The following is a 16,950-nucleotide window of genomic DNA, read 5'->3' as shown; positions in this document are numbered from 1 at the left end:
GTACACTGAAACAAGACAAATAAGTGTGTATTGAGTGCCACATTTCACGCTGTCCAACACGGAGAGTCAGATATCTCCTGTCAAGAGGTGTTCCGAAGATGGTGTTTAGCGGCCCAGTGAGCCTGGTCCTCAGCTTTCTAAAGAGTGGCACTGTCTAGTTCTGGATATCCTCAGCTGGCGTTTTTCCGTCAAGAGCTTGGCTCGGGCGTTCGTGATTATAATGGTTCCTAAAGCGCCGTAACCACTGTTTCGCGCTTGATTGACTGCCCCTCCAGGAGGAGCGAAAGCGGTCAATTCGCATGGTCATAGTCAGGAACCATTTTTCGATGTGGTTCCGAGTCCGATAGTCGAGTCGACCACTCAATTCACGGCGGGCAAGGGCAGTCAGATAGCCGCCAGCATCGACGAGAAACTCTGTTTCGGCGACATCGTGTTTCTGAGTGAGCCGGTGCAGGGACGCCGCCGCGGGGTCAGTCCCGCGGCGGCTGAACACGTCGACTTCAAGTAGTAGCTTTGAGTCGGTGTCGACAGCGGCGTACAACCACTTCTTTTCGCCGTCAACCGTGATTTGTTTCTCGTCGACCGCGACCCGCGACGGCTGGGGCGTCGGCGGGTCGCTCTGTGCTTCAGACAGTGTATGCACCCAGTTCCAGACCGCCCCGTGAGAGAGATCGACACCCAGCAGATCTGAGATAGCGACCGTCTCCCTGATCGACAGCCCCGCAGTATGGAGACGCACCCCAAACCGCCGGACGGGTGTCGGAGTGCGCTCGTTCTCCCAAACGTATTGATTGTCCTCATCTAACGTTTCTCTGAGGAGGTCTGCGAGTTGCATGAGCACTTCTCGCTACGACCTCCTCGCTTCTCAAACTCGCTCAACTAGACAGTGCTTTGCTGGCTGTGTTATCGTGCGGCTTCGAGGAACCGAATCCCGCCGCTGAGATGAGAGATGAGAGCCAGTCGAATCCTGCTAAGGCGCTTAACGGAGTTCGATCGGGTCATATCTGCGATCGCTGTGACAAGCGCTTCGGACCGACGACCTTGTGCGAGCGTATGCGACCTACTACGGACGGAGTGGTGCTACGGCGAGTGTAGTCTAAAGAGTGCAGGGAGTCAGCTATCGGAGAGGGAACTGACGGAGCCGATGAGATGGTGGTCGAAGCTGTCTTTTGGGACCACCGGCTCGTTTCGGTCAAGCAGATAGTCTCCAGCCCTCGCCATCAGTCTGGTATCGAAGTCTGCTTCTGTCATGATATCGGAGAAATTCACGGGCATTAGTAAATAAATTATGACTTTAGTGGACAAAAACGCAATCAATTTTCAGGTCGTGTTATAATCAGAACACACTCAGTAAAACAGTATGCCGCGTGGGCGCTCTACTCCCCGTTCATCACAGCACAGTATATGCTTGGTAGCTTGGAGTGAAGCAAGTACCCAGTGAGCAGTGATAAACACACCGCGCTTATACTGAACCAGTTGCGTCCTCCGGGAACCCATGCAATCGTTCGTAACAGGAGCGCCATCAGAACCGGCACGCCCCAATATTTAAATACGTTACTATCGTGCATAAGTGCTCTGTAGCCACCGATTATCCCTCCGACGTTCACCGGTAACACTGTGGCCAGTCCAATGATGATATGTGGTACCGACCACGCTGGGAGAATTGGGGAAAAGAACCAGAGAACTCTCAATATTATTATTATAGCAATATGATGGGAATTGAGCAGCAGAAACTCCGGCAGACGACTCGCTGCTGTGGGCGTGTATTCGTAATAGATATGACCTGTAACGATCAGTCCTTTTGCAAGCCGCTCCATCATCGACACACCATCAAAGGCGAACAGTCGGAATACCGCTAAAATACCCACACACAAAATAATGAATAGATTTAGGTACCGGTACGGAAACACGTTAATCCTCCATCGGTCGGATACAAATATCGTATCGAGTAACAAATATCCGAGAATTATCGCTAACCCGTTCGGGCGCGTTATGGCTAGCCAGAGAAGCGGTATCAGCGCCAATACCTGATTTCGGTGGGTCGGATACTGGTCATATACTGCTAGCCGCCACAACACAACAGCACCAATAATCGCAAAGAGCGGTTCGGATTGCGGCCTGACGTTCCATTTAAACACTTGCCATATAACAGCGAACAACAGCCCACCAATCAAACCTGCATTTCTACTGACTAGTAGCCTCCCCGTTTCATATATTAAGATACAGCTTGCCGCCGACAGTAGAATCTGCAGGAATATCCACAGATCCACACTTGTCCCAGGGATCCTCAAAAAAGCACAGTATGGTAACTGGAATCCGGAGTATATAATCCTGTGGTTGGTAGTTATAAGTGTCGATACTGACAGTTCGTTACAAATTCTGCGCGCTGTAGTCGCATCGCCCACGACCCGTGTCCCCCGAAGAAACCAGTCGGCAAGCCTTGCAGTCAGAGCCAGTATAAATATGACCAACCAATCTCTGTGTAACGATCGTCGGTTCAACAGAGAACGTTCAAGCGACTCAATATTCATTAACATCCACTCTCTCAGCCCGGGTTTAAAAAGTGCCGAGATGCTACTAAAGCTATTTTCAATAGTCAGCCACGGTTTCATTGACTGGGCCCTACGAGTATCACTATCTTTTTCTAACCATTAGAAAGAGAAAAGACGGTCATTCGGTCGCCACATGGAACGTACAGTGTTGAGTTGAGGCAGCTCGCGAGATTGACGCCTCAATGACGGGTGGCTACAAAGCGACCCACGATTGGAGTAGGCCGGTCCTTGCTGGAGTTGGTGGGTGAGGTGGGCAGGGTAGGAGGTCTGGCCGTCGCTTGCGGGCTTGAGTCATATTGAACGCTGGACTGCGTCGGGGTCCGCAAGGATCCTTACAAATTACTCAGAACGACCCTTATTAGCCCTTTTTTGAGACTGGCGAAAAAGTATCTCATGCCTGTAAATACAGATTCGAGTGGGCTGGAGACAGCCCGGAAAGGGAGTGGGCCAACGCGGATTTGAACCGCGAACCTCCCGGTTATCAGCCGAGCGCTCAACCTGATTGAGCTATTGGCCCAACGCATTCGTTTGTACCCGAGGGGTATTGAAAAGGGTAACGTTTCGCGGCCGGTTGGGGATGTGAAACCGCGTCAGGGCTTCAGTTTTCGTCGCTGTCGTCGAAGTCGACGTCAGTGGCTTCGTCTGGGTCGAAGGAGGTGCCGGGACCGGAACCAGAGCCCGAACTAGGGCCACCCTCTGAGCCAGTCGGACCGGGGCCAGCTGGGCCGTTTTCGTCGTCAGGGAAGCCGCCAACATACACTTGACCGCTGGCGAAGCCACCGGTCTTGGCGTCGACGTACGGCTGGACGACCCAGCGACGCGTGGCGGCGCGGACGGGGTACCGGGTGAACGGCACCGCGAGCAGGAGGCCGACGAAGTCCGTCACCAGGCCGGGAGTGAGGAAGAACGCGCCGGCGGCGATGAGGAGGCCACCGTCGATGAGTTCGTCGGTCGGGAGTTCACCAACGGCGAGCCGCTGTTGGATCTTCCGAAGCGTCGCACGGCCTTCGGCACGGACCAGCAGCATGCCGATCAGTGCCGTCAGGACGACGAGGGCGACCGTCACGTAAGGGCCGAGGAACGGTATCGCGACCGTCACCAGCAACACGATGTCGAACAGCGGGATGAGCAGCAATAGCCCGATGACCCGGAGCATACGACTGCTTGCAGGCCCGCCCCCAAACGCCTTTCGAGAGCGGGACCGGGCTGTCGACCGCCGAGGGCGCGGGTCAGCGCTCCCGCAGTCGGACTTCGATCGGTTCTGTGGGACTCAGCGTAATCTGCATCGCCAGCGAGAGCGGCGGTTCGGTGACCGCTTCGACGGCGTACTGTTGGGCGATGGTTGCCAGGGCGAGTTTGGCCTCCATCCGGGCAAAACGCATTCCGATGCAGTGGCGCGGGCCGCCACCAAAGGGGTAGTAGGCGTAGTCCGGGAGGGACGCTTCGAGGTCGTCATCCCACCGTTCAGGGCGGAACGCGTCGGGCGCATCATACCAGCGTTTGTCCCGGTGGACGAGCCACTGCGGGAGGGTGAGCTGGGCGTCCGTCGAGAGCTCGTATCCGCCGAGAGTCACCGGCTCCGTCGGTTGTCGAAACACCGTGAACGCGGGCGGATACAGCCGCAGGACTTCGTTCAGCACCGCATCGAGATACGGCAGGTCGAACAGGTCCTCAGGCGTCGGCTGGCTGTTCCCCAGCGTCGCGTCGAGTTCCTCGTGCAGGCGCTGCTGGCACTCGGGGTTGTTCGCCAGCAGGAACCAGGCATACGTGAGGGTCAGCGCCGTCGTGTCGTGGCCGGCGACGAGAAAAGTAAGGAGCTGGTGACCCAGTCGCTCGCGGTCCATCGTCTCGTCATCGAGCGAGAGCAGCAGGGAAAGTACGTCGTCGCGCGCCTCGCGAGCGTTCTCGTCTTCACGCTGGCGGGCAGCGATAACGTCGTCGAGCGTGGACTGGAACTCGGCCAGCGAGCTGTTGACAGCGCGGTTCGTCGCCGTCGGGACCCACAGCGGGAGGTACGCCGACAGCGACCGCGGGTCCAGTCGCTTGCGTAACGCGTCGAGTAGCGGTTCCAGCGCGTCCGCAGTGGTCTCGATATCCACGTCTAACAGTGTCTTGCCGAGAATGTTCAGCGTCAGCGACTGCATATGTGGGAGTACGTCGAGACGCTGGCCGTCGCTCCAGCCCGCCGCCGTCCGATCGGCGAACTCGGTCATCGTGTCGCCGTAGGCAGTGATTCGCTCCCGGTAGAACGCTGGCTGGAGCGCCGTCCGCTGGCGCTGCCATTCCTCGCCCTCCAGCAGGAACAGCCCCTCGCCGATGAACTGACCGAGGGTGTCCTGAAGAAGTTGTCCCTTCTCGTAGGCGTCGGCATCGGTTACCAGCACCTGCTCGACCAGATCGGGATGGCAGACGAAACAGCCCGTCGTCCCGGCGACGCTGTACCCTACCACGTCGGCCTCGTGAGCACCGGCGCGGTCATAGAACCCGAGCGGGTCACGCAACATCGCGGCGGTGTTGTCGATGAACGGGACGCGGCCGAGACGGGGCGGCCGGTCGCCCGGCGTGACCGGTTCCCGGGTTTCGCGAATCGCCTGCTGGGTATCCATCGCCCACGCTTGGACCGCGCCCCCAATCGGTCTTTCGCCGAGAGTGAGAGGGCCTTTGTACGCCCACCGCCCACACCCGGTATGGACGAATACGCACGCGACACGAAGGTCGAGTGGCGCGAGTGGGGCACAGCCCCCTTCGACGACGCCGCCGAGTCGGGGAAGCCAGTACTGCTGGCGCTGACGGTTCCGTGGAGCGCGGAATGTCGGGCGATGGACCGGGGCACGTTCGGTGAACCGCGCATCGCGGCGAACATCAACGACGGGTTCGTCCCAGTCCGCGTCGACGCTGATCGCAATCCACGCGTCCGAGAGCGGTACACGATGGGCGGGTTCCCGTCGACGGTGTTTCTCACCCCTGAGGGTGAGGTCATCACCGGCGCGACGTTCCTCGGGCCGGACGGGTTCCGCGGTATTCTGGACTCCGTTCGGGAGTCGTGGGACGCACAGGGCGCAGCGGCGGGCTCGATTCCCCGGCAGCTACAGGACGAATCCCCGCCGGCTGGCGACCTCCGATCACGCATCGAGGAGCATATGATCGAGCAACTGCTCGGCGCGTTCGACGACGAGTTCGGCGGCTGGGGAACCGACGTGAAGTTTCCGCTTCCGCGGACCGTGGAGTTCGCTCTCGTCCGTGCGCGAGACCAGGCCACCCGGACGCTGGAAGCGATCCGGACACACCTGCTCGACACCTACGATGGCGGCTTCTTCCGGTACTCGACGGAGCGTAGCTGGGGGAATCCCCGCAGAGAGAAGCTACTGGACGAGAACGCCGCTCTGGTCCGGGCGTTCGCTCACGGCTACCGGTACACCGGGACTGAAGCGTACCGGGACGCCGCACAGCGGACCGTCGATTACCTCACAACGACGCTGTGGGCCGGCGACGCGTTCGCCGCGAGCCAGGCCGGGTCGGACGAGTACTACCGCCTAGAGCCGACCGAGCGCGAAGGCACAGTGTCTCCGAACGTCGACGAGACGGTGTTCGCCGACCGTAACGGGCTCGCAATCGATGCCCTGCTGTGGGTCGCTGCCTACACCGACGACGAGCGCGCACAGCAGTACGCCAGTCGCGCGCGGGACGCCGTCTGTGAATCGCTTGTCGACGGCGGCGAGGTCGCCCACTACGACGGCGCGGACAGCGACACCGGGCTGCTGTTGGACCAGGCCCAGCTCCTCCAGGGCCTGACGACGAGCTGGCAGGTCCTCGGTGAGCCGGGGCCAGCCGAAGCTATCGCAGACTGGACAATCGAAAACCGCCAGCAGGACGGCGGTGCGTTCCGCGATGGTCCCACCAGCGGCGCTGGGCTCTGTGACCACTCGCTCCACCCGCTCGACGCGACGGTGGAACTGGCCGACGCGCTGGTCGACCTCGCAGCACTCACTGGCGAGGATCGATACCGTAACGCAGCACTTTCGGCCGTCGAGTCCTTCGCTGGCGCAGCTGAACGGATGGGCGTCGAGGTCGCCGGCTACGCCGGCGTCGCAGCCCGTCTTCAGCAGCCACAGACGCTCACGGTTGGCACCGAAGCCGGAACGGACCTCCACCGTGCGGCGCTACGGCTGGCCGACCACGAGACCACCGTTGTTCCGGAGCCGGACGGCGACGGCACAGCACGGCTCCTCGACGGGGACGCGATCGTCGCCGAGGGGACGACGCCGGGCGACCTCGAAGCCTCGCTAACTGGCGAGCGCTGACACGAACAACGGCCGCAAACGTGGACAAACGGTAAACCCCCGACAAGTTTTTGCACACGTACCCTGATGTATGGGTATGTCCAGTCTCAGAGATCTCGGACTCTCCGAATATGAAGCCAGAGCATACCGGTCACTCCTGGAAACAGGACCGACAACGGCAAAGGAGCTGTCGCGGGCCAGCGACGTGCCGATGGGCCGCATCTACGATGTGCTAAACAGCCTCGAAACGTACAATCTGGTCCGCAGCCAGACCGCCAGCCGGCCAAAGAAATACGTCGCGGTCGAGCCGGACACGGCCCTCGATCGGTTACTCGAAGACAAGAAGCGCGAACTTCAGGAGAAGGTCGGCCAGTACGAGGAGATCGTTGACGACCTCTCCTCACAGCTAGAGTCGGCAGATCCCGTCGAGGAACCGTTCTGGACGGCCGCCGTCGGCCCCGACAACTCGCTTGACCTGCTGCTCGAACGGCTGGCTGCCGCCGACGACGAGATCATCATGGTCGGCTCGGCACCCGCTCGTCAGGTGGACATTCTCTCCGGCACCGAGCGAATCGTGGATGAACTCGAAGCGGCGCTGGAACGGGGCGTCGAGGTGTCCCTGCTTGTCCGACCGGACCTGTTCGAAAGTCTCCCGGAGGAGGCCAACCGCGAGTACTACGAGCGCCTCTTCCACTACGATAACTACAGCGCCCGCGCCAGTCCGAACATCAGGACTACGTTCGAGCTACTCGATGGGGTCGAAGTCTGTATCGAGGTCCCGCACCCGCTTGGCCGCGAGGAAACCTTCGGCGTCATCGACATGAAAGACTCCGATTTCACTGCCGATATCAGCCAGGCGTTCGAAGAGCAGTGGGCCGAAGCGAAACCGGTCGGGCCGCCGTAGTTGGAACGCTGGAGGCGGGGAGAAATCGGGCCGCAAACGGTGTCCGTCTTCCAGTGAATCGTTACGCACAAAAACTACCAGCGGTTTCACGGGTCGCTACGCTCACGGCTTCGGCGTTTCCAACCGGGACACATAGCGTTTCGCGCCCCTTCGACGTTCTGAGGATTTCGCTGCGCTCAGTCCTCGCTGACTTCCTGCCGCAAATCTCCCAACTGCGCTACGCGTTCGGCGTGGGCGTTGTGCTGGTGGATGGACTCGTCGTTGGACTGTTTCATCGTCACGACGGCATCGTCGGGCAGATCCGGGAACGTGTCGACGACGCCCTCGGCGAGCCCGCGAACGCAGTCCTCGACGAACTTGGCGTCCTTGTGGGCCTCGTAGGTCATGTGGTCCTCGTCGGGCCGCTTCGCGAGGTTGTAGATGCGGGCGCTCATCGAATCCCGGGCGACCTCGATGAGTTCGTTCAAGTCAACCTCGGGCGCGCCATCGCTCTGGACGGTGAGCGTGGCGTGGCCCCGCTGTGAGTGGCCGGCCTGTGGGTTGGTTTCGAGGAACTCCTCGATGACGTCGTCGTCGACGTTGAGCTGCTGGAGCGTCTCGCGGGCGCGGGAGGCTGACATCCCCTGTGAGCACGGGCAGACAGTCATCCCAGTGACGCGAGCGCCGATTTCCTCGCTCGTCCCGTCTTCGGTCGCCGTCGCCGAGGCGATGATGTCGGCGGTCGACTGTGTCGCCATTTCGGACGCCGGCGTGGACTCATGGGTGACGTACTCTGCTTCCATCCGAACTTCCGCCTTCGTCGTGTAATCGTGCTTCTCAAGCAGGAGTTCGGCGGCATCGCCACAGACATCCTCGACCCGATAGGCTTCCTCGGACACGGCGGTTTCCAGCGTCTCGTCGATGACCTCCATATTGCGGGACATGTCGGCCCCCTTTCGCCAGGACGGCAGATCCACGAACACTTCGAACTCCGCCATGAGTACGATGGGGTCGCGGTCGCGCCGCCCCAGCTTGACGAGTTTCTCGACGCCCGTCACACCGACGCGATTGAGACCGACCGTTACGTCCGGACTCGACGCCTGCACGTCCGGGAGTTGCTGACTCATTGCCCTTCCTATGGAAGAGAATCGGTTAGTGCTTTCGAAAGGGTGGGAAGTCGCCGTGAGCATCGCCACCGCAGAGACGACCCGCTCCGAACCGGGTCAGAGCTGCGTGTTGTCCGGCATTGATTTGTCCGTCTCGAAATTCCGGAACAGTAACTCGAAGTCCGCGGCGTCGAACGAATCCGTGAGTTCGTCAAGCTCCGCCCGGACCTCCGCGAGTTCAGCCTCCAGTGCAGTAAACTCCTCACTCTCATCGAGAACCGTCTGTGGTTTCGACGATTCCAGTGCAGCGTATTTCGCCGTGAGCGAGTAGCACTCACGCAGGCGTTCCTCGTAATCGGCGTACAGGAGCAACTGTTCGATCGTCTGAAAGAGGTCCTCTTTCGACACCGGTTTCAAGACGTAGTCATCGAAGGGCATCTCGATGATATCGAAATCGGGGTCCACTGCGGTCACCATCGCTACGCGCGTGTCGTAGCGTTTCTCACGGATCGCCGACAGTACCTCGTCGCCGGAGAGGTCCGGCATCCGTCGGTCTAACAGGACAACATCGACTGCGGAATCTAGCTTCGAAAGGGCGGCCTCACCACTGTATGCCGTCTCGACTGTGTACCGGTCCCCTAACTGGTCCGCGTACACGTCGGCCACGGCTGGTTCGTCGTCGACAACGAGGATTGTCGCTTGCCGACCCTTTGTCATTAGCTAGCATGTTTACAGTATAATTGCAAAAGGGTTCCGGCCACCGTTCCCGGGACACCCTGACTGAGAACGGTTACTGGCCGACGATGTCGTCGTATCGTGCCCCAGTCTGTTTGAGCGTCTCCGTCGAGTACAGCCGGCCGTGGTCGTACGGGAGGTGGTCGGTCGCGAGTTCGTCTATCTTCTCGTCCACGATGTCCGCTTGGCGTCCGTGGATCATTGTAAAGAGGTTGTACTGCCAGTCCTGCTCCGGGCGGCGTGGCCGGTGATAGCAGAGCGTGACATAGGGGAGTTCGCCGACTGCCTGTCCGCGCTCGTCGAGAGCGTCGTCCGGCACGTCCCAGACGACCATGCAGTTGTTGTCGAACCCGGTGACGATGTGATTCACGACACAGCCGATACGCTTGATACAGCCGGCTCGCTTGAGCCGCCTGATGGCCGAGAGCACTTCGGAGACATCGGCATCGACAGCGTCTGCCACGTCCCGGTAGGGCGTCGCGACGAGCGGGAAGCCGGTCTGGATTTCGAGCAACAACCGTCGATCCAGTTCCGAGAGGTCCGCGGCGGCGTCTTCGCTTATTCGGGTCGCAGTAGCGTCGGTCGTCTCCAGACTCTCCCGGGCGAACCGGTCACCGTTGACAACAGGAAACTCCAGATCAATGTAGTAGTCGGTCAACATCGGCAAGACGAGTACCGAACAGCCGGTTCGCTCCTCGATATCGGACAGGATCTCGTCGCGCCGCTGTCGGGAGCCTGCAGTGACAACGAACCACATGTTCCACTCGTGGTCGCGAGCGTAGTTGTGGTTCACCTGTCGGTACCCATTGATTATCTCTGCCACCTCGTCGAACCGGTCCTCCGGGGCACTGACGGCAGCCAGCGTCGAAGAGCCGATGACCGGCGGATTGAGGACCGGGCCGAACCGACGGAAGATACCGTCCTCGCGGAGCGTTTTGACCCGGTCGAGTGCTTCCCCTGCCGGGACCTCCAGCGCGTCACCGACAGCTTCGAAGGGACGTTCTTGAATCGGGAAGTCACTCTGGAACTCGTCGATGAGCGCAGCGTCTACCGCATCGATCTGCTCGCGCCACTCACCCGACTTGAGACTCATTGTGTTCGATTAGGAGCGTAGTCGTGTATCCCTTTCGGGAAGGCGGTCGGTTCCCACAGATTGAGAACGAAACGCAGGGGCTTTTGAACTCTGGCCCGAACACGTTTCCATGGCGCAAGCGACCCGGGAGTACGGCGAATGGCCGCTCAAACGACTCATGACGGAAGTCGTCGGCTCCGGTCACAAATCGGCCGACGATATGTCCCGCACACAGGCCCGGGAGGCGTTCCAGCGCATCCTCGGCGACGAACCCGATCACACGACGCTCGGCGCGTTCTGGCTCGCCAACCGCTGGAAACGCAACACCCCCGAAGAGCTGGGTGCGTACGTCGACGTGATGTCCGAGGAGTCAGTCGAGACAGCCACGCCGGACGCTGACCCAGTCGACTGCGGGGCCAACTACGACGGGAAGGGCCGGTCGGCTATTCTCGGCGTCGGCGCAGGTGTCGTCGCCGCCGCCGCGGGCACGCCCGTTGTCGTCCACTCCGGCGACCGCGTCCCGACACAGAAGCAGGACGCCTACAAGCACGTACTGGACGAACTGGGAGTCCGAACGGAAATCGAGCCAAGCGAAAGCGCCGACATGGTCGATGAGGTCGGCTTTGGCTTCTACTATCAGCCGGAATTCAACCCCGGCATCGACGCCCTGTTCGAGCGCCGCGACAACATGGGCGTCCGGACCTTCGTCAACACTGTCGAAACGCTCGCGAACCCGGCTAACGCCAGCGTGCATCTGGGCAGCTTCTACCATCTGGCCTTCGCGAAGAAGATGGTCCGTACGCTCACCCAATCTGAGACCAGCAGCGTCGAGCGTGCCCTGTTTTTCCAGGGCATGGAGGGCTACGACGACGTTCGCCCCGGCGAGACCATCGTCGCCGAATGGCCCGTCGCCGGCGACGAGTCCGACGACGAGGACATCGCGGACTTCGAGATCCGTACCGGCGAGTACGGAATGGACATCGAAAGCGAGGACCTGCAGGTCGAGGACGTGGCCGAGGAGTCGGCGGCGATAACCGAGGCCGTGCTGGCCGGCGAGCGCGAGGACGGCTTCGCCGACGCTGTCGCGCTCAACGCCGCGCTCCGCATCTATGCCCGTGAGGACGCTGATAGCATTCAGGACGGTCTTGAGCAGGCCCGTGAGGCAATTGCCGACGGTAGCGCAGCGGCGACACTCGACGAGCTTCGGGCCTTCTAATCCGGCGACGGCGGGCAGAGCGGAACCCACTTCTACCGAGCGGGCGAAGTCGTTCTGATGGGACAACACGCTAGCGCTCGTGACAGCACTGCGTGGACGGTACCCGCGTCGGAGACGCCCGGGGTCCACGAGCTGGTCGGTACCAACGGTATCAGACTCCACACCGTGACCGCCGGCCCGCCGGACGGTGACCTCGTCGTCCTGTTACACGGCTTTCCGGAGTTCTGGTACGCCTGGAAACATCAGATTCCGGCGCTCGCGGACGCCGGCTACCGCGTGGTCGCACCGGATCTCCGGGGCTACAACCACTCCGACAAGCCCGACGGCGTCGCAGCGTATCATATCGACGAGTTGGTCGCCGATGTCGCTGGCCTCGTCTCAGCCCTCGACCGCGAACAGGCCCATGTCGTCGGTCACGACTGGGGCGGTGTAATCGCCTGGCAGACCGCCATCGACCGGCCCGATGTCGTCGACCAGCTCGCGGTCCTGAATGCACCCCACCCGACGGCGTACGAGCGAGAGCTCCGCCGCTCTGTCGACCAGCTGCTCCGGTCCTGGTACGTGCTGTTCTTCCAGCTTCCCGTGCTGCCGGAGGCCAGCCTCGGCTGGAAGGATTTCACCATGCTGGAGCGTATTCTCACTGACGGGCCGACTCGTCCCGACGCGTTCACCGAGACTGACGTGCGGCGGTACAAGCGGGCGCTCGGGCAGCCGGGCGCACGCACGGCCGCAGTCAACTATTACCGGGCGCTCGTCCGGCGGAACGCGAAGCTGACTGTCACGAAGGGCGGCGTCGGCGACCGTCCGGTGATAGCATCGACGCTCCTTGTCTGGGGTGTGCAGGACGACGCACTCTCTCTCGCGCTAACGCAGGACCTCGAAGAATGGATTCCGGACTGTCGGGTCGAGCGGCTCCCAGCGGCGAGCCACTGGGTCCAGTTCGACGCCCCCGAGCAGGTGTCGGAGCTGCTGCTGTCACACCTACCGTAGCCCGGTATAGCGAACAGCCGACACTCTCGCTCGCGTGGCGGCGTGTCGGACTCCCGCGACTCGCCACGCGACAGCTACTCAAGCCATGGCGGCGATGGCCTCGTTTCAGTACTTGAACTCTCGGTCAGTGGGCAGGCTTTTCTGCCGGGCTTCCCTCCGATTGAGTATGAGTGACCTGACTGCGACCCTCCATACAACAGAGGGCGAGATCGAAGTCGAACTGTACGACGAGCGCGTGCCGACCACCGTCGAGAACTTCGTCGGCCTGGCTGAGGGTGCCGACGACTACGACGGAACCGAAATCGGCCCGGGAACCGGCGCGTGGGAAGACCCAGAATCCGGCGAGAAACGCATCGATCCGCTGTACACCGACATCGACATCCATCGGATCATCGAGGACTTCATGATCCAGATGGGCGACCCGACCGGCACTGGCCGCGGCGGCCCCGGCTACTCCTTCAACGACGAGTTCCACGACGAACTCAGCCACGACGGTCCGGGCGTCCTCAGCATGGCCAACAGCGGCCCGAACACCAACGGCTCGCAGTTCTTCATTACCCTCGACGCTCAGCCCCACCTCGACGGCAAACACGCCGTCTTCGGGAAGGTCATCGACGGGATGGAGGTCGTCGAGTCCATCGGTAGCGTCGACACCGACCGCAACGACGCGCCGACCGAGGAGATGCTGCTCGAATCCGTCGAGATTCACCGGTAACCACACAACGTTTTCGTCGTTCCGACCGAGTAGCCGATAGTGGCACACGTCGAGCGACTCACCGTCTACCCCGTCAAGGCGCTGGACGGCATGGACTGCAAATCTGTATCGATCCGCCCGGGCGGGACGCTGGCGCACGACCGCGAGTTCGCCATGTTCGACGCCGGCGGCGACGTGGTCAACGGGAAGCGGACCGACCGCGTCCACGACATCGACACCAACTACGACGCAGAAACGGCAACGCTGTCGGTCACCACCGATGGCGACAGCGCGTCGTTCGAACTCCGGGATGCAGGTGAGCGCACCCGGGCTGCTGAGTGGCTCAGCGAATTTTTCGGTGTGGACCTGACTGTCGAGCGCGACGAGACGCTTGGCTACGTCGACCGCCGGGAGATGGGGCCGTCAGTCATCAGCACCGCGACGCTGGAAACCGTAGCGTCGTGGTTCGACGACGTGACCGTTGAAGGGCTGCGACGGCGACTCCGGGCGAACGTGGAAATCGGCGGGGTCCCGGCGTTCTGGGAGGACCGCTTCGTCGGCGCGGACGCTCCTGCCTTCCGGGCCGGCGGCGTTCGCTTCGAAGGGGTGACTCCCTGCGGTCGCTGCGTGGTCCCTCAGCGGGACCCCGACACCGGCGAGAAAACACCGGAATTCCGGGAACAGTTCATCGAACGCCGGCAAGAGACGTTTCCGGAGTGGGCCGACCGCGACGCCTTCGATCACTTTTACACGCTAATGCTCATCGCCCGCGTTCCCGAGGCCGACCGCGGTTCGGACCTTGCCGTCGGAGACGCTGTCGAGGTCGTGCCGGCAGTCGAAACGTCATGAAGGAACGGCAGCGAGACCGACAATCGAAAGGCGGTCCGCCTCGAACAGAGTGTAATGGCAGACGCGGACGACCACGTCGACCCGAGCGAAATCGGCGAACAGGACGGCCCCCCAATCGAGGAGAAACCGTACAAGATCATCTTCGAGGCCAACAAGTGCTTCGGCGCGGGCAAGTGCGCCGAGAAGTCGCGCAACTGGACGCTCGACCTGGACACCGGCATCGCCAAGCCCGAGACCTACTTCATCGACGAGGAGGAACTCGATCACAATGTCGCGGCCGCGGAGGCCTGCCCGGCGAAGAAAGACCGTGGCATCATCCACGTCGTCGACCGGCGAACGAACGAAGAAATCGCCCCAGACCCGAACGGCGACGGGTCACTCTCCGTCGACTGGTAGCGCAGTTGCTGATCGCGACAGCGGTTACTGCCATCTGTCAGTCCACGTAGATACCGGTGCGTGCGGTCAATGACACCGATAATCCGGTTCTATGGGGTGGAATATCTGTATGCAGGGAACAATCGCTACAGTATATATCATGTAAGATTACTATAGATAATAAACTGAATTTCTTCATGCGAGCAGTTTAATATTTCAAGCTACTGTATGACATAACTTCTATTTGTAGGGGGCAATTTGGGTATCAATATGCCACGTTCAAGTAGCATGGAACGGCGATCGTTTCTGAAAGCAACGGGCAGTGCTGCGGCGGCCGCAGCGCTGGCGGGATGTTCCAGTGATAGCGACGAGACTGAGGGAGCAGAGGAAGGAACTGGCGGCGGTATGGACTCGACGGACTCCAGCGGAGGCGATGTCGGGACCGACCTAAAAGAGGACGGTGACCTCTGGCGGGTCAACACGGGCACGATGACGACGATGGATCCGATTGAGTCGACCGACACCCAGTCAGGAATCGTTATCCAGCAGATGTTCGACCCGCTGATGAACTATCCCGACGCGCAGCCCGCTGTAGAGGGGCTTATGGCTGCGGACTATGAGGTATCTGATGACTTCACAACCTACACGTTCCAGTTGAAAGATGCGACCTTCCACAACGGGGACACCGTAACCGCCAGTGACTTCGTCTACTCATTCGAGCGGCTGACTGCATCTGACAACTCCAGTCGTGCCTATTTCGTTCTAGACTCACTGGGCGTGACACACGAAACGACGACCGAGACGGTCGACGGCGAGGAACAGGAAGTGTACAAGCCAGGGACGCTTGGCGTCGAAGCTGTCGACGAAACGACGCTCGAAATCCAGCTGGAATCGCCGTTTGCGTCCACGCTGGAAATGCTTGCGTACACTTCTTTCGCCCCAGTTCCTGAGGGCATGGTCGGCGACATCGAAGGGTACGAGGGTGAGGTGACACAGGCCGAGTTCTCCAGTTCGAGCCCAGTCGGGAACGGGCCATTCGAGTTCGATACGTGGGACTCTGGCACTGAGGCCAGGGTCAGCGCGTACGACGACTATTACGGCGAGAGCCCGAGCGTCGATGGCGTCCACTTTGCGGTCATCGAGAGCGATTCGGCCAATTACAACTACGCGATGAACCGCAATGCCGACATCTTCGAGCTCCCCACAGCGCAGTACGACCCCGGGAAGGTATCTGTCGAGGAGGAAGACGACCAGGGTCGTCAGAACGGGACCTACGGCGAGTTGCGCAACGGCGCCACGGCCAATTACTCCGGTGTGTCGACCATCGGTGTGTTCTATCTCGGCTTTGATATGGCCAGCGTGCCCAAGCCGGTCCGTCAGGCGGTCGCGTACGCGATGAACCAGCACACCGTTGTCGAGCAGGTGTTCAAACAGCGCGGCGAACCCGCGTACAACTTCACGCCGAAATCCATCTTCCCCGGCGGCCCCCAGAACTACAACGACCGCGCCGAAAACGAGTACCCGTACGGCTACGACGACAGCCAGCTCGGAGAGGCCCGCTCGGTGATGGAAGAGGCTGGCTACGGCGAAAACGAGCGTTTTGCCATGGAGCTGACAATCTACGAGTCCGGTACCTGGAGCGAAACCGCAAGCATCCTTCGGGACCAGCTTGAGAGTGTCTTCATCGACCTCGAAGTCAATCAGGCACCGTTCAACACGCTCCTCGAACGTGGTCGCAACGGCGAGCTAGAGATGTACTCGCTTGGTTGGGTCGCCGACTGGCCCGCCCCGGACAACTTCCTCCAGCTGCTGAACCCGCCACAGACCGATACAAGCCTCGATTTCCCGATTTCGTACGTCAACTGGCAGCCGGAGAACGGCGACGCTGCACAGCGGGCTGAGGAGGCGTATCAGTCAATCGGCGACAACCCAGCACCGACAGAGGAAGACCAGGCCGCCCGGAACGACGCGTACATCCAGCTTGAGAACGCCAACTGGGAAGACGTCGCAATGCTGCCGGTGTATCACGAGCTGAGGGAGCTGTTCTGGTACGACCACGTTGACTTTACGCCGCCAGCCGGGATGGGACCGAGCCGACAGAAGATGAACACTGTGTCGCTCGGAGACAGAGAGTAATCGCGTCCCTGCTGACGTAATCGTCCCCGTCACGGTTGGTGGCGGGAACAACTTCGCAGCCC

Annotated in this window: 16 protein-coding genes and 1 tRNA gene; 8 read left to right on the top strand and 9 right to left on the bottom strand. The window is 61.0% G+C overall.

Annotated elements, in window-relative coordinates:
* Window positions 1–154: 154 nt before the first annotated feature.
* The 6 genes from IEY38_RS11205 to IEY38_RS11180 form a co-directional block, all read right to left on the bottom strand.
* Complete coding sequence (locus IEY38_RS11205) at window positions 155–835, bottom strand: IS6 family transposase (RefSeq protein WP_188977822.1); 681 nt, start codon at window positions 833–835, stop codon at window positions 155–157.
* 278 nt (window positions 836–1,113) lie between these two features.
* Window positions 1,114–1,251, bottom strand: a complete 138-nt coding sequence (locus IEY38_RS11200) for a hypothetical protein (RefSeq protein ID WP_188977820.1) — start codon at window positions 1,249–1,251, stop codon at window positions 1,114–1,116.
* Window positions 1,252–1,376: 125 nt separating this feature from the next.
* A complete protein-coding gene (locus IEY38_RS11195) occupies window positions 1,377–2,531 on the bottom strand; it encodes a glycosyltransferase family 39 protein (RefSeq protein ID WP_188977818.1) in 1,155 nt (384 codons plus the stop codon).
* 464 nt (window positions 2,532–2,995) lie between these two features.
* Window positions 2,996–3,069, bottom strand: a tRNA-Ile gene (locus tag IEY38_RS11190).
* An 81-nt stretch (window positions 3,070–3,150) separates the two neighbouring features.
* On the bottom strand, window positions 3,151–3,708 hold the full coding sequence (locus tag IEY38_RS11185) for an FxsA family protein (RefSeq protein ID WP_188977817.1): 558 nt from the start codon (window positions 3,706–3,708) through the stop codon (window positions 3,151–3,153).
* Window positions 3,709–3,781: 73 nt separating this feature from the next.
* Window positions 3,782–5,158 carry a cytochrome P450 gene (locus tag IEY38_RS11180; protein ID WP_188977815.1) on the bottom strand — a complete coding sequence of 459 codons (1,377 nt, stop codon included), beginning with the start codon at window positions 5,156–5,158 and terminating at the stop codon, window positions 3,782–3,784.
* Between the two features lie 81 nt (window positions 5,159–5,239).
* Here IEY38_RS11180 and IEY38_RS11175 point away from each other — a divergent pair, with 81 nt between their 5' ends.
* Both IEY38_RS11175 and IEY38_RS11170 read left to right on the top strand, forming a co-directional pair.
* Window positions 5,240–6,853, top strand: coding sequence for a DUF255 domain-containing protein (locus IEY38_RS11175; protein WP_188977813.1), 1,614 nt, complete (start codon window positions 5,240–5,242; stop codon window positions 6,851–6,853).
* Window positions 6,854–6,929: 76 nt separating this feature from the next.
* Window positions 6,930–7,736: a TrmB family transcriptional regulator gene (locus IEY38_RS11170; RefSeq protein WP_005536018.1), complete on the top strand. Its 807-nt coding sequence runs from the start codon at window positions 6,930–6,932 to the stop codon at window positions 7,734–7,736.
* Between the two features lie 176 nt (window positions 7,737–7,912).
* Here the strand turns inward: IEY38_RS11170 and mptA are convergent, their stop codons facing one another.
* From mptA to ahbB, 3 genes are all read right to left on the bottom strand, one after another.
* Window positions 7,913–8,842, bottom strand: coding sequence for a GTP cyclohydrolase MptA (mptA, locus tag IEY38_RS11165; protein ID WP_188977811.1), 930 nt, complete (start codon window positions 8,840–8,842; stop codon window positions 7,913–7,915).
* A 96-nt stretch (window positions 8,843–8,938) separates the two neighbouring features.
* Entirely contained in the window at window positions 8,939–9,538 is a 600-nt protein-coding gene (locus tag IEY38_RS11160) for a response regulator (protein ID WP_188977809.1), read from the bottom strand.
* A 73-nt stretch (window positions 9,539–9,611) separates the two neighbouring features.
* Window positions 9,612–10,649 (bottom strand): siroheme decarboxylase subunit beta, encoded by a 1,038-nt coding sequence (gene ahbB / locus IEY38_RS11155; RefSeq protein ID WP_188977808.1) that lies wholly within the window; start codon window positions 10,647–10,649, stop codon window positions 9,612–9,614.
* A gap of 109 nt (window positions 10,650–10,758) precedes the next feature.
* Between ahbB and IEY38_RS11150 the strand changes: the two genes are divergently transcribed.
* The 6 genes from IEY38_RS11150 (at window position 10,759) to IEY38_RS11125 (ending at window position 16,888) form a co-directional block, all read left to right on the top strand.
* Entirely contained in the window at window positions 10,759–11,844 is a 1,086-nt protein-coding gene (locus IEY38_RS11150) for an anthranilate phosphoribosyltransferase (protein WP_188977806.1), read from the top strand.
* A 57-nt stretch (window positions 11,845–11,901) separates the two neighbouring features.
* On the top strand, window positions 11,902–12,834 hold the full coding sequence (locus IEY38_RS11145) for an alpha/beta fold hydrolase (protein WP_188977804.1): 933 nt from the start codon (window positions 11,902–11,904) through the stop codon (window positions 12,832–12,834).
* 166 nt (window positions 12,835–13,000) lie between these two features.
* Window positions 13,001–13,549, top strand: a complete 549-nt coding sequence (locus IEY38_RS11140) for a peptidylprolyl isomerase (protein ID WP_188977802.1) — start codon at window positions 13,001–13,003, stop codon at window positions 13,547–13,549.
* A 39-nt stretch (window positions 13,550–13,588) separates the two neighbouring features.
* Window positions 13,589–14,377 (top strand): MOSC domain-containing protein, encoded by a 789-nt coding sequence (locus IEY38_RS11135; protein WP_188977800.1) that lies wholly within the window; start codon window positions 13,589–13,591, stop codon window positions 14,375–14,377.
* Between the two features lie 54 nt (window positions 14,378–14,431).
* On the top strand, window positions 14,432–14,773 hold the full coding sequence (locus IEY38_RS11130) for a hypothetical protein (protein ID WP_005536032.1): 342 nt from the start codon (window positions 14,432–14,434) through the stop codon (window positions 14,771–14,773).
* A 267-nt stretch (window positions 14,774–15,040) separates the two neighbouring features.
* Entirely contained in the window at window positions 15,041–16,888 is a 1,848-nt protein-coding gene (locus tag IEY38_RS11125; protein ID WP_188978231.1) for an ABC transporter substrate-binding protein, read from the top strand.
* The last annotated feature ends 62 nt before the right edge of the window (window positions 16,889–16,950 follow it).

The organism is Haloarcula sebkhae (genome assembly GCF_014647415.1).
GTDB lineage: Archaea > Halobacteriota > Halobacteria > Halobacteriales > Haloarculaceae > Haloarcula > Haloarcula sebkhae.
The sequence above is the reverse complement of the archived record's forward strand: the minus strand, read 5'-3'. Positions and strand labels throughout refer to the sequence as shown.

Bases quoted from the DNA above. Each gene is read 5' to 3' on its own strand.
- IEY38_RS11205 (WP_188977822.1), bottom strand. From the start codon at position 835: ATGCAACTCGCAGACCTCCTCAGAGAAACGTTAGATGAGGACAATCAA.
- IEY38_RS11200 (WP_188977820.1), bottom strand. From the start codon at position 1,251: ATGACAGAAGCAGACTTCGATACCAGACTGATGGCGAGGGCTGGAGAC.
- IEY38_RS11195 (WP_188977818.1), bottom strand. From the start codon at position 2,531: ATGAATATTGAGTCGCTTGAACGTTCTCTGTTGAACCGACGATCGTTA.
- IEY38_RS11185 (WP_188977817.1), bottom strand. From the start codon at position 3,708: ATGCTCCGGGTCATCGGGCTATTGCTGCTCATCCCGCTGTTCGACATC.
- IEY38_RS11180 (WP_188977815.1), bottom strand. From the start codon at position 5,158: ATGGATACCCAGCAGGCGATTCGCGAAACCCGGGAACCGGTCACGCCG.
- IEY38_RS11175 (WP_188977813.1), top strand. From the start codon at position 5,240: ATGGACGAATACGCACGCGACACGAAGGTCGAGTGGCGCGAGTGGGGC.
- IEY38_RS11170 (WP_005536018.1), top strand. From the start codon at position 6,930: ATGTCCAGTCTCAGAGATCTCGGACTCTCCGAATATGAAGCCAGAGCA.
- mptA (WP_188977811.1), bottom strand. From the start codon at position 8,842: ATGAGTCAGCAACTCCCGGACGTGCAGGCGTCGAGTCCGGACGTAACG.
- IEY38_RS11160 (WP_188977809.1), bottom strand. From the start codon at position 9,538: ATGACAAAGGGTCGGCAAGCGACAATCCTCGTTGTCGACGACGAACCA.
- ahbB (WP_188977808.1), bottom strand. From the start codon at position 10,649: ATGAGTCTCAAGTCGGGTGAGTGGCGCGAGCAGATCGATGCGGTAGAC.
- IEY38_RS11150 (WP_188977806.1), top strand. From the start codon at position 10,759: ATGGCGCAAGCGACCCGGGAGTACGGCGAATGGCCGCTCAAACGACTC.
- IEY38_RS11145 (WP_188977804.1), top strand. From the start codon at position 11,902: ATGGGACAACACGCTAGCGCTCGTGACAGCACTGCGTGGACGGTACCC.
- IEY38_RS11140 (WP_188977802.1), top strand. From the start codon at position 13,001: ATGAGTGACCTGACTGCGACCCTCCATACAACAGAGGGCGAGATCGAA.
- IEY38_RS11130 (WP_005536032.1), top strand. From the start codon at position 14,432: ATGGCAGACGCGGACGACCACGTCGACCCGAGCGAAATCGGCGAACAG.
- IEY38_RS11125 (WP_188978231.1), top strand. From the start codon at position 15,041: ATGGAACGGCGATCGTTTCTGAAAGCAACGGGCAGTGCTGCGGCGGCC.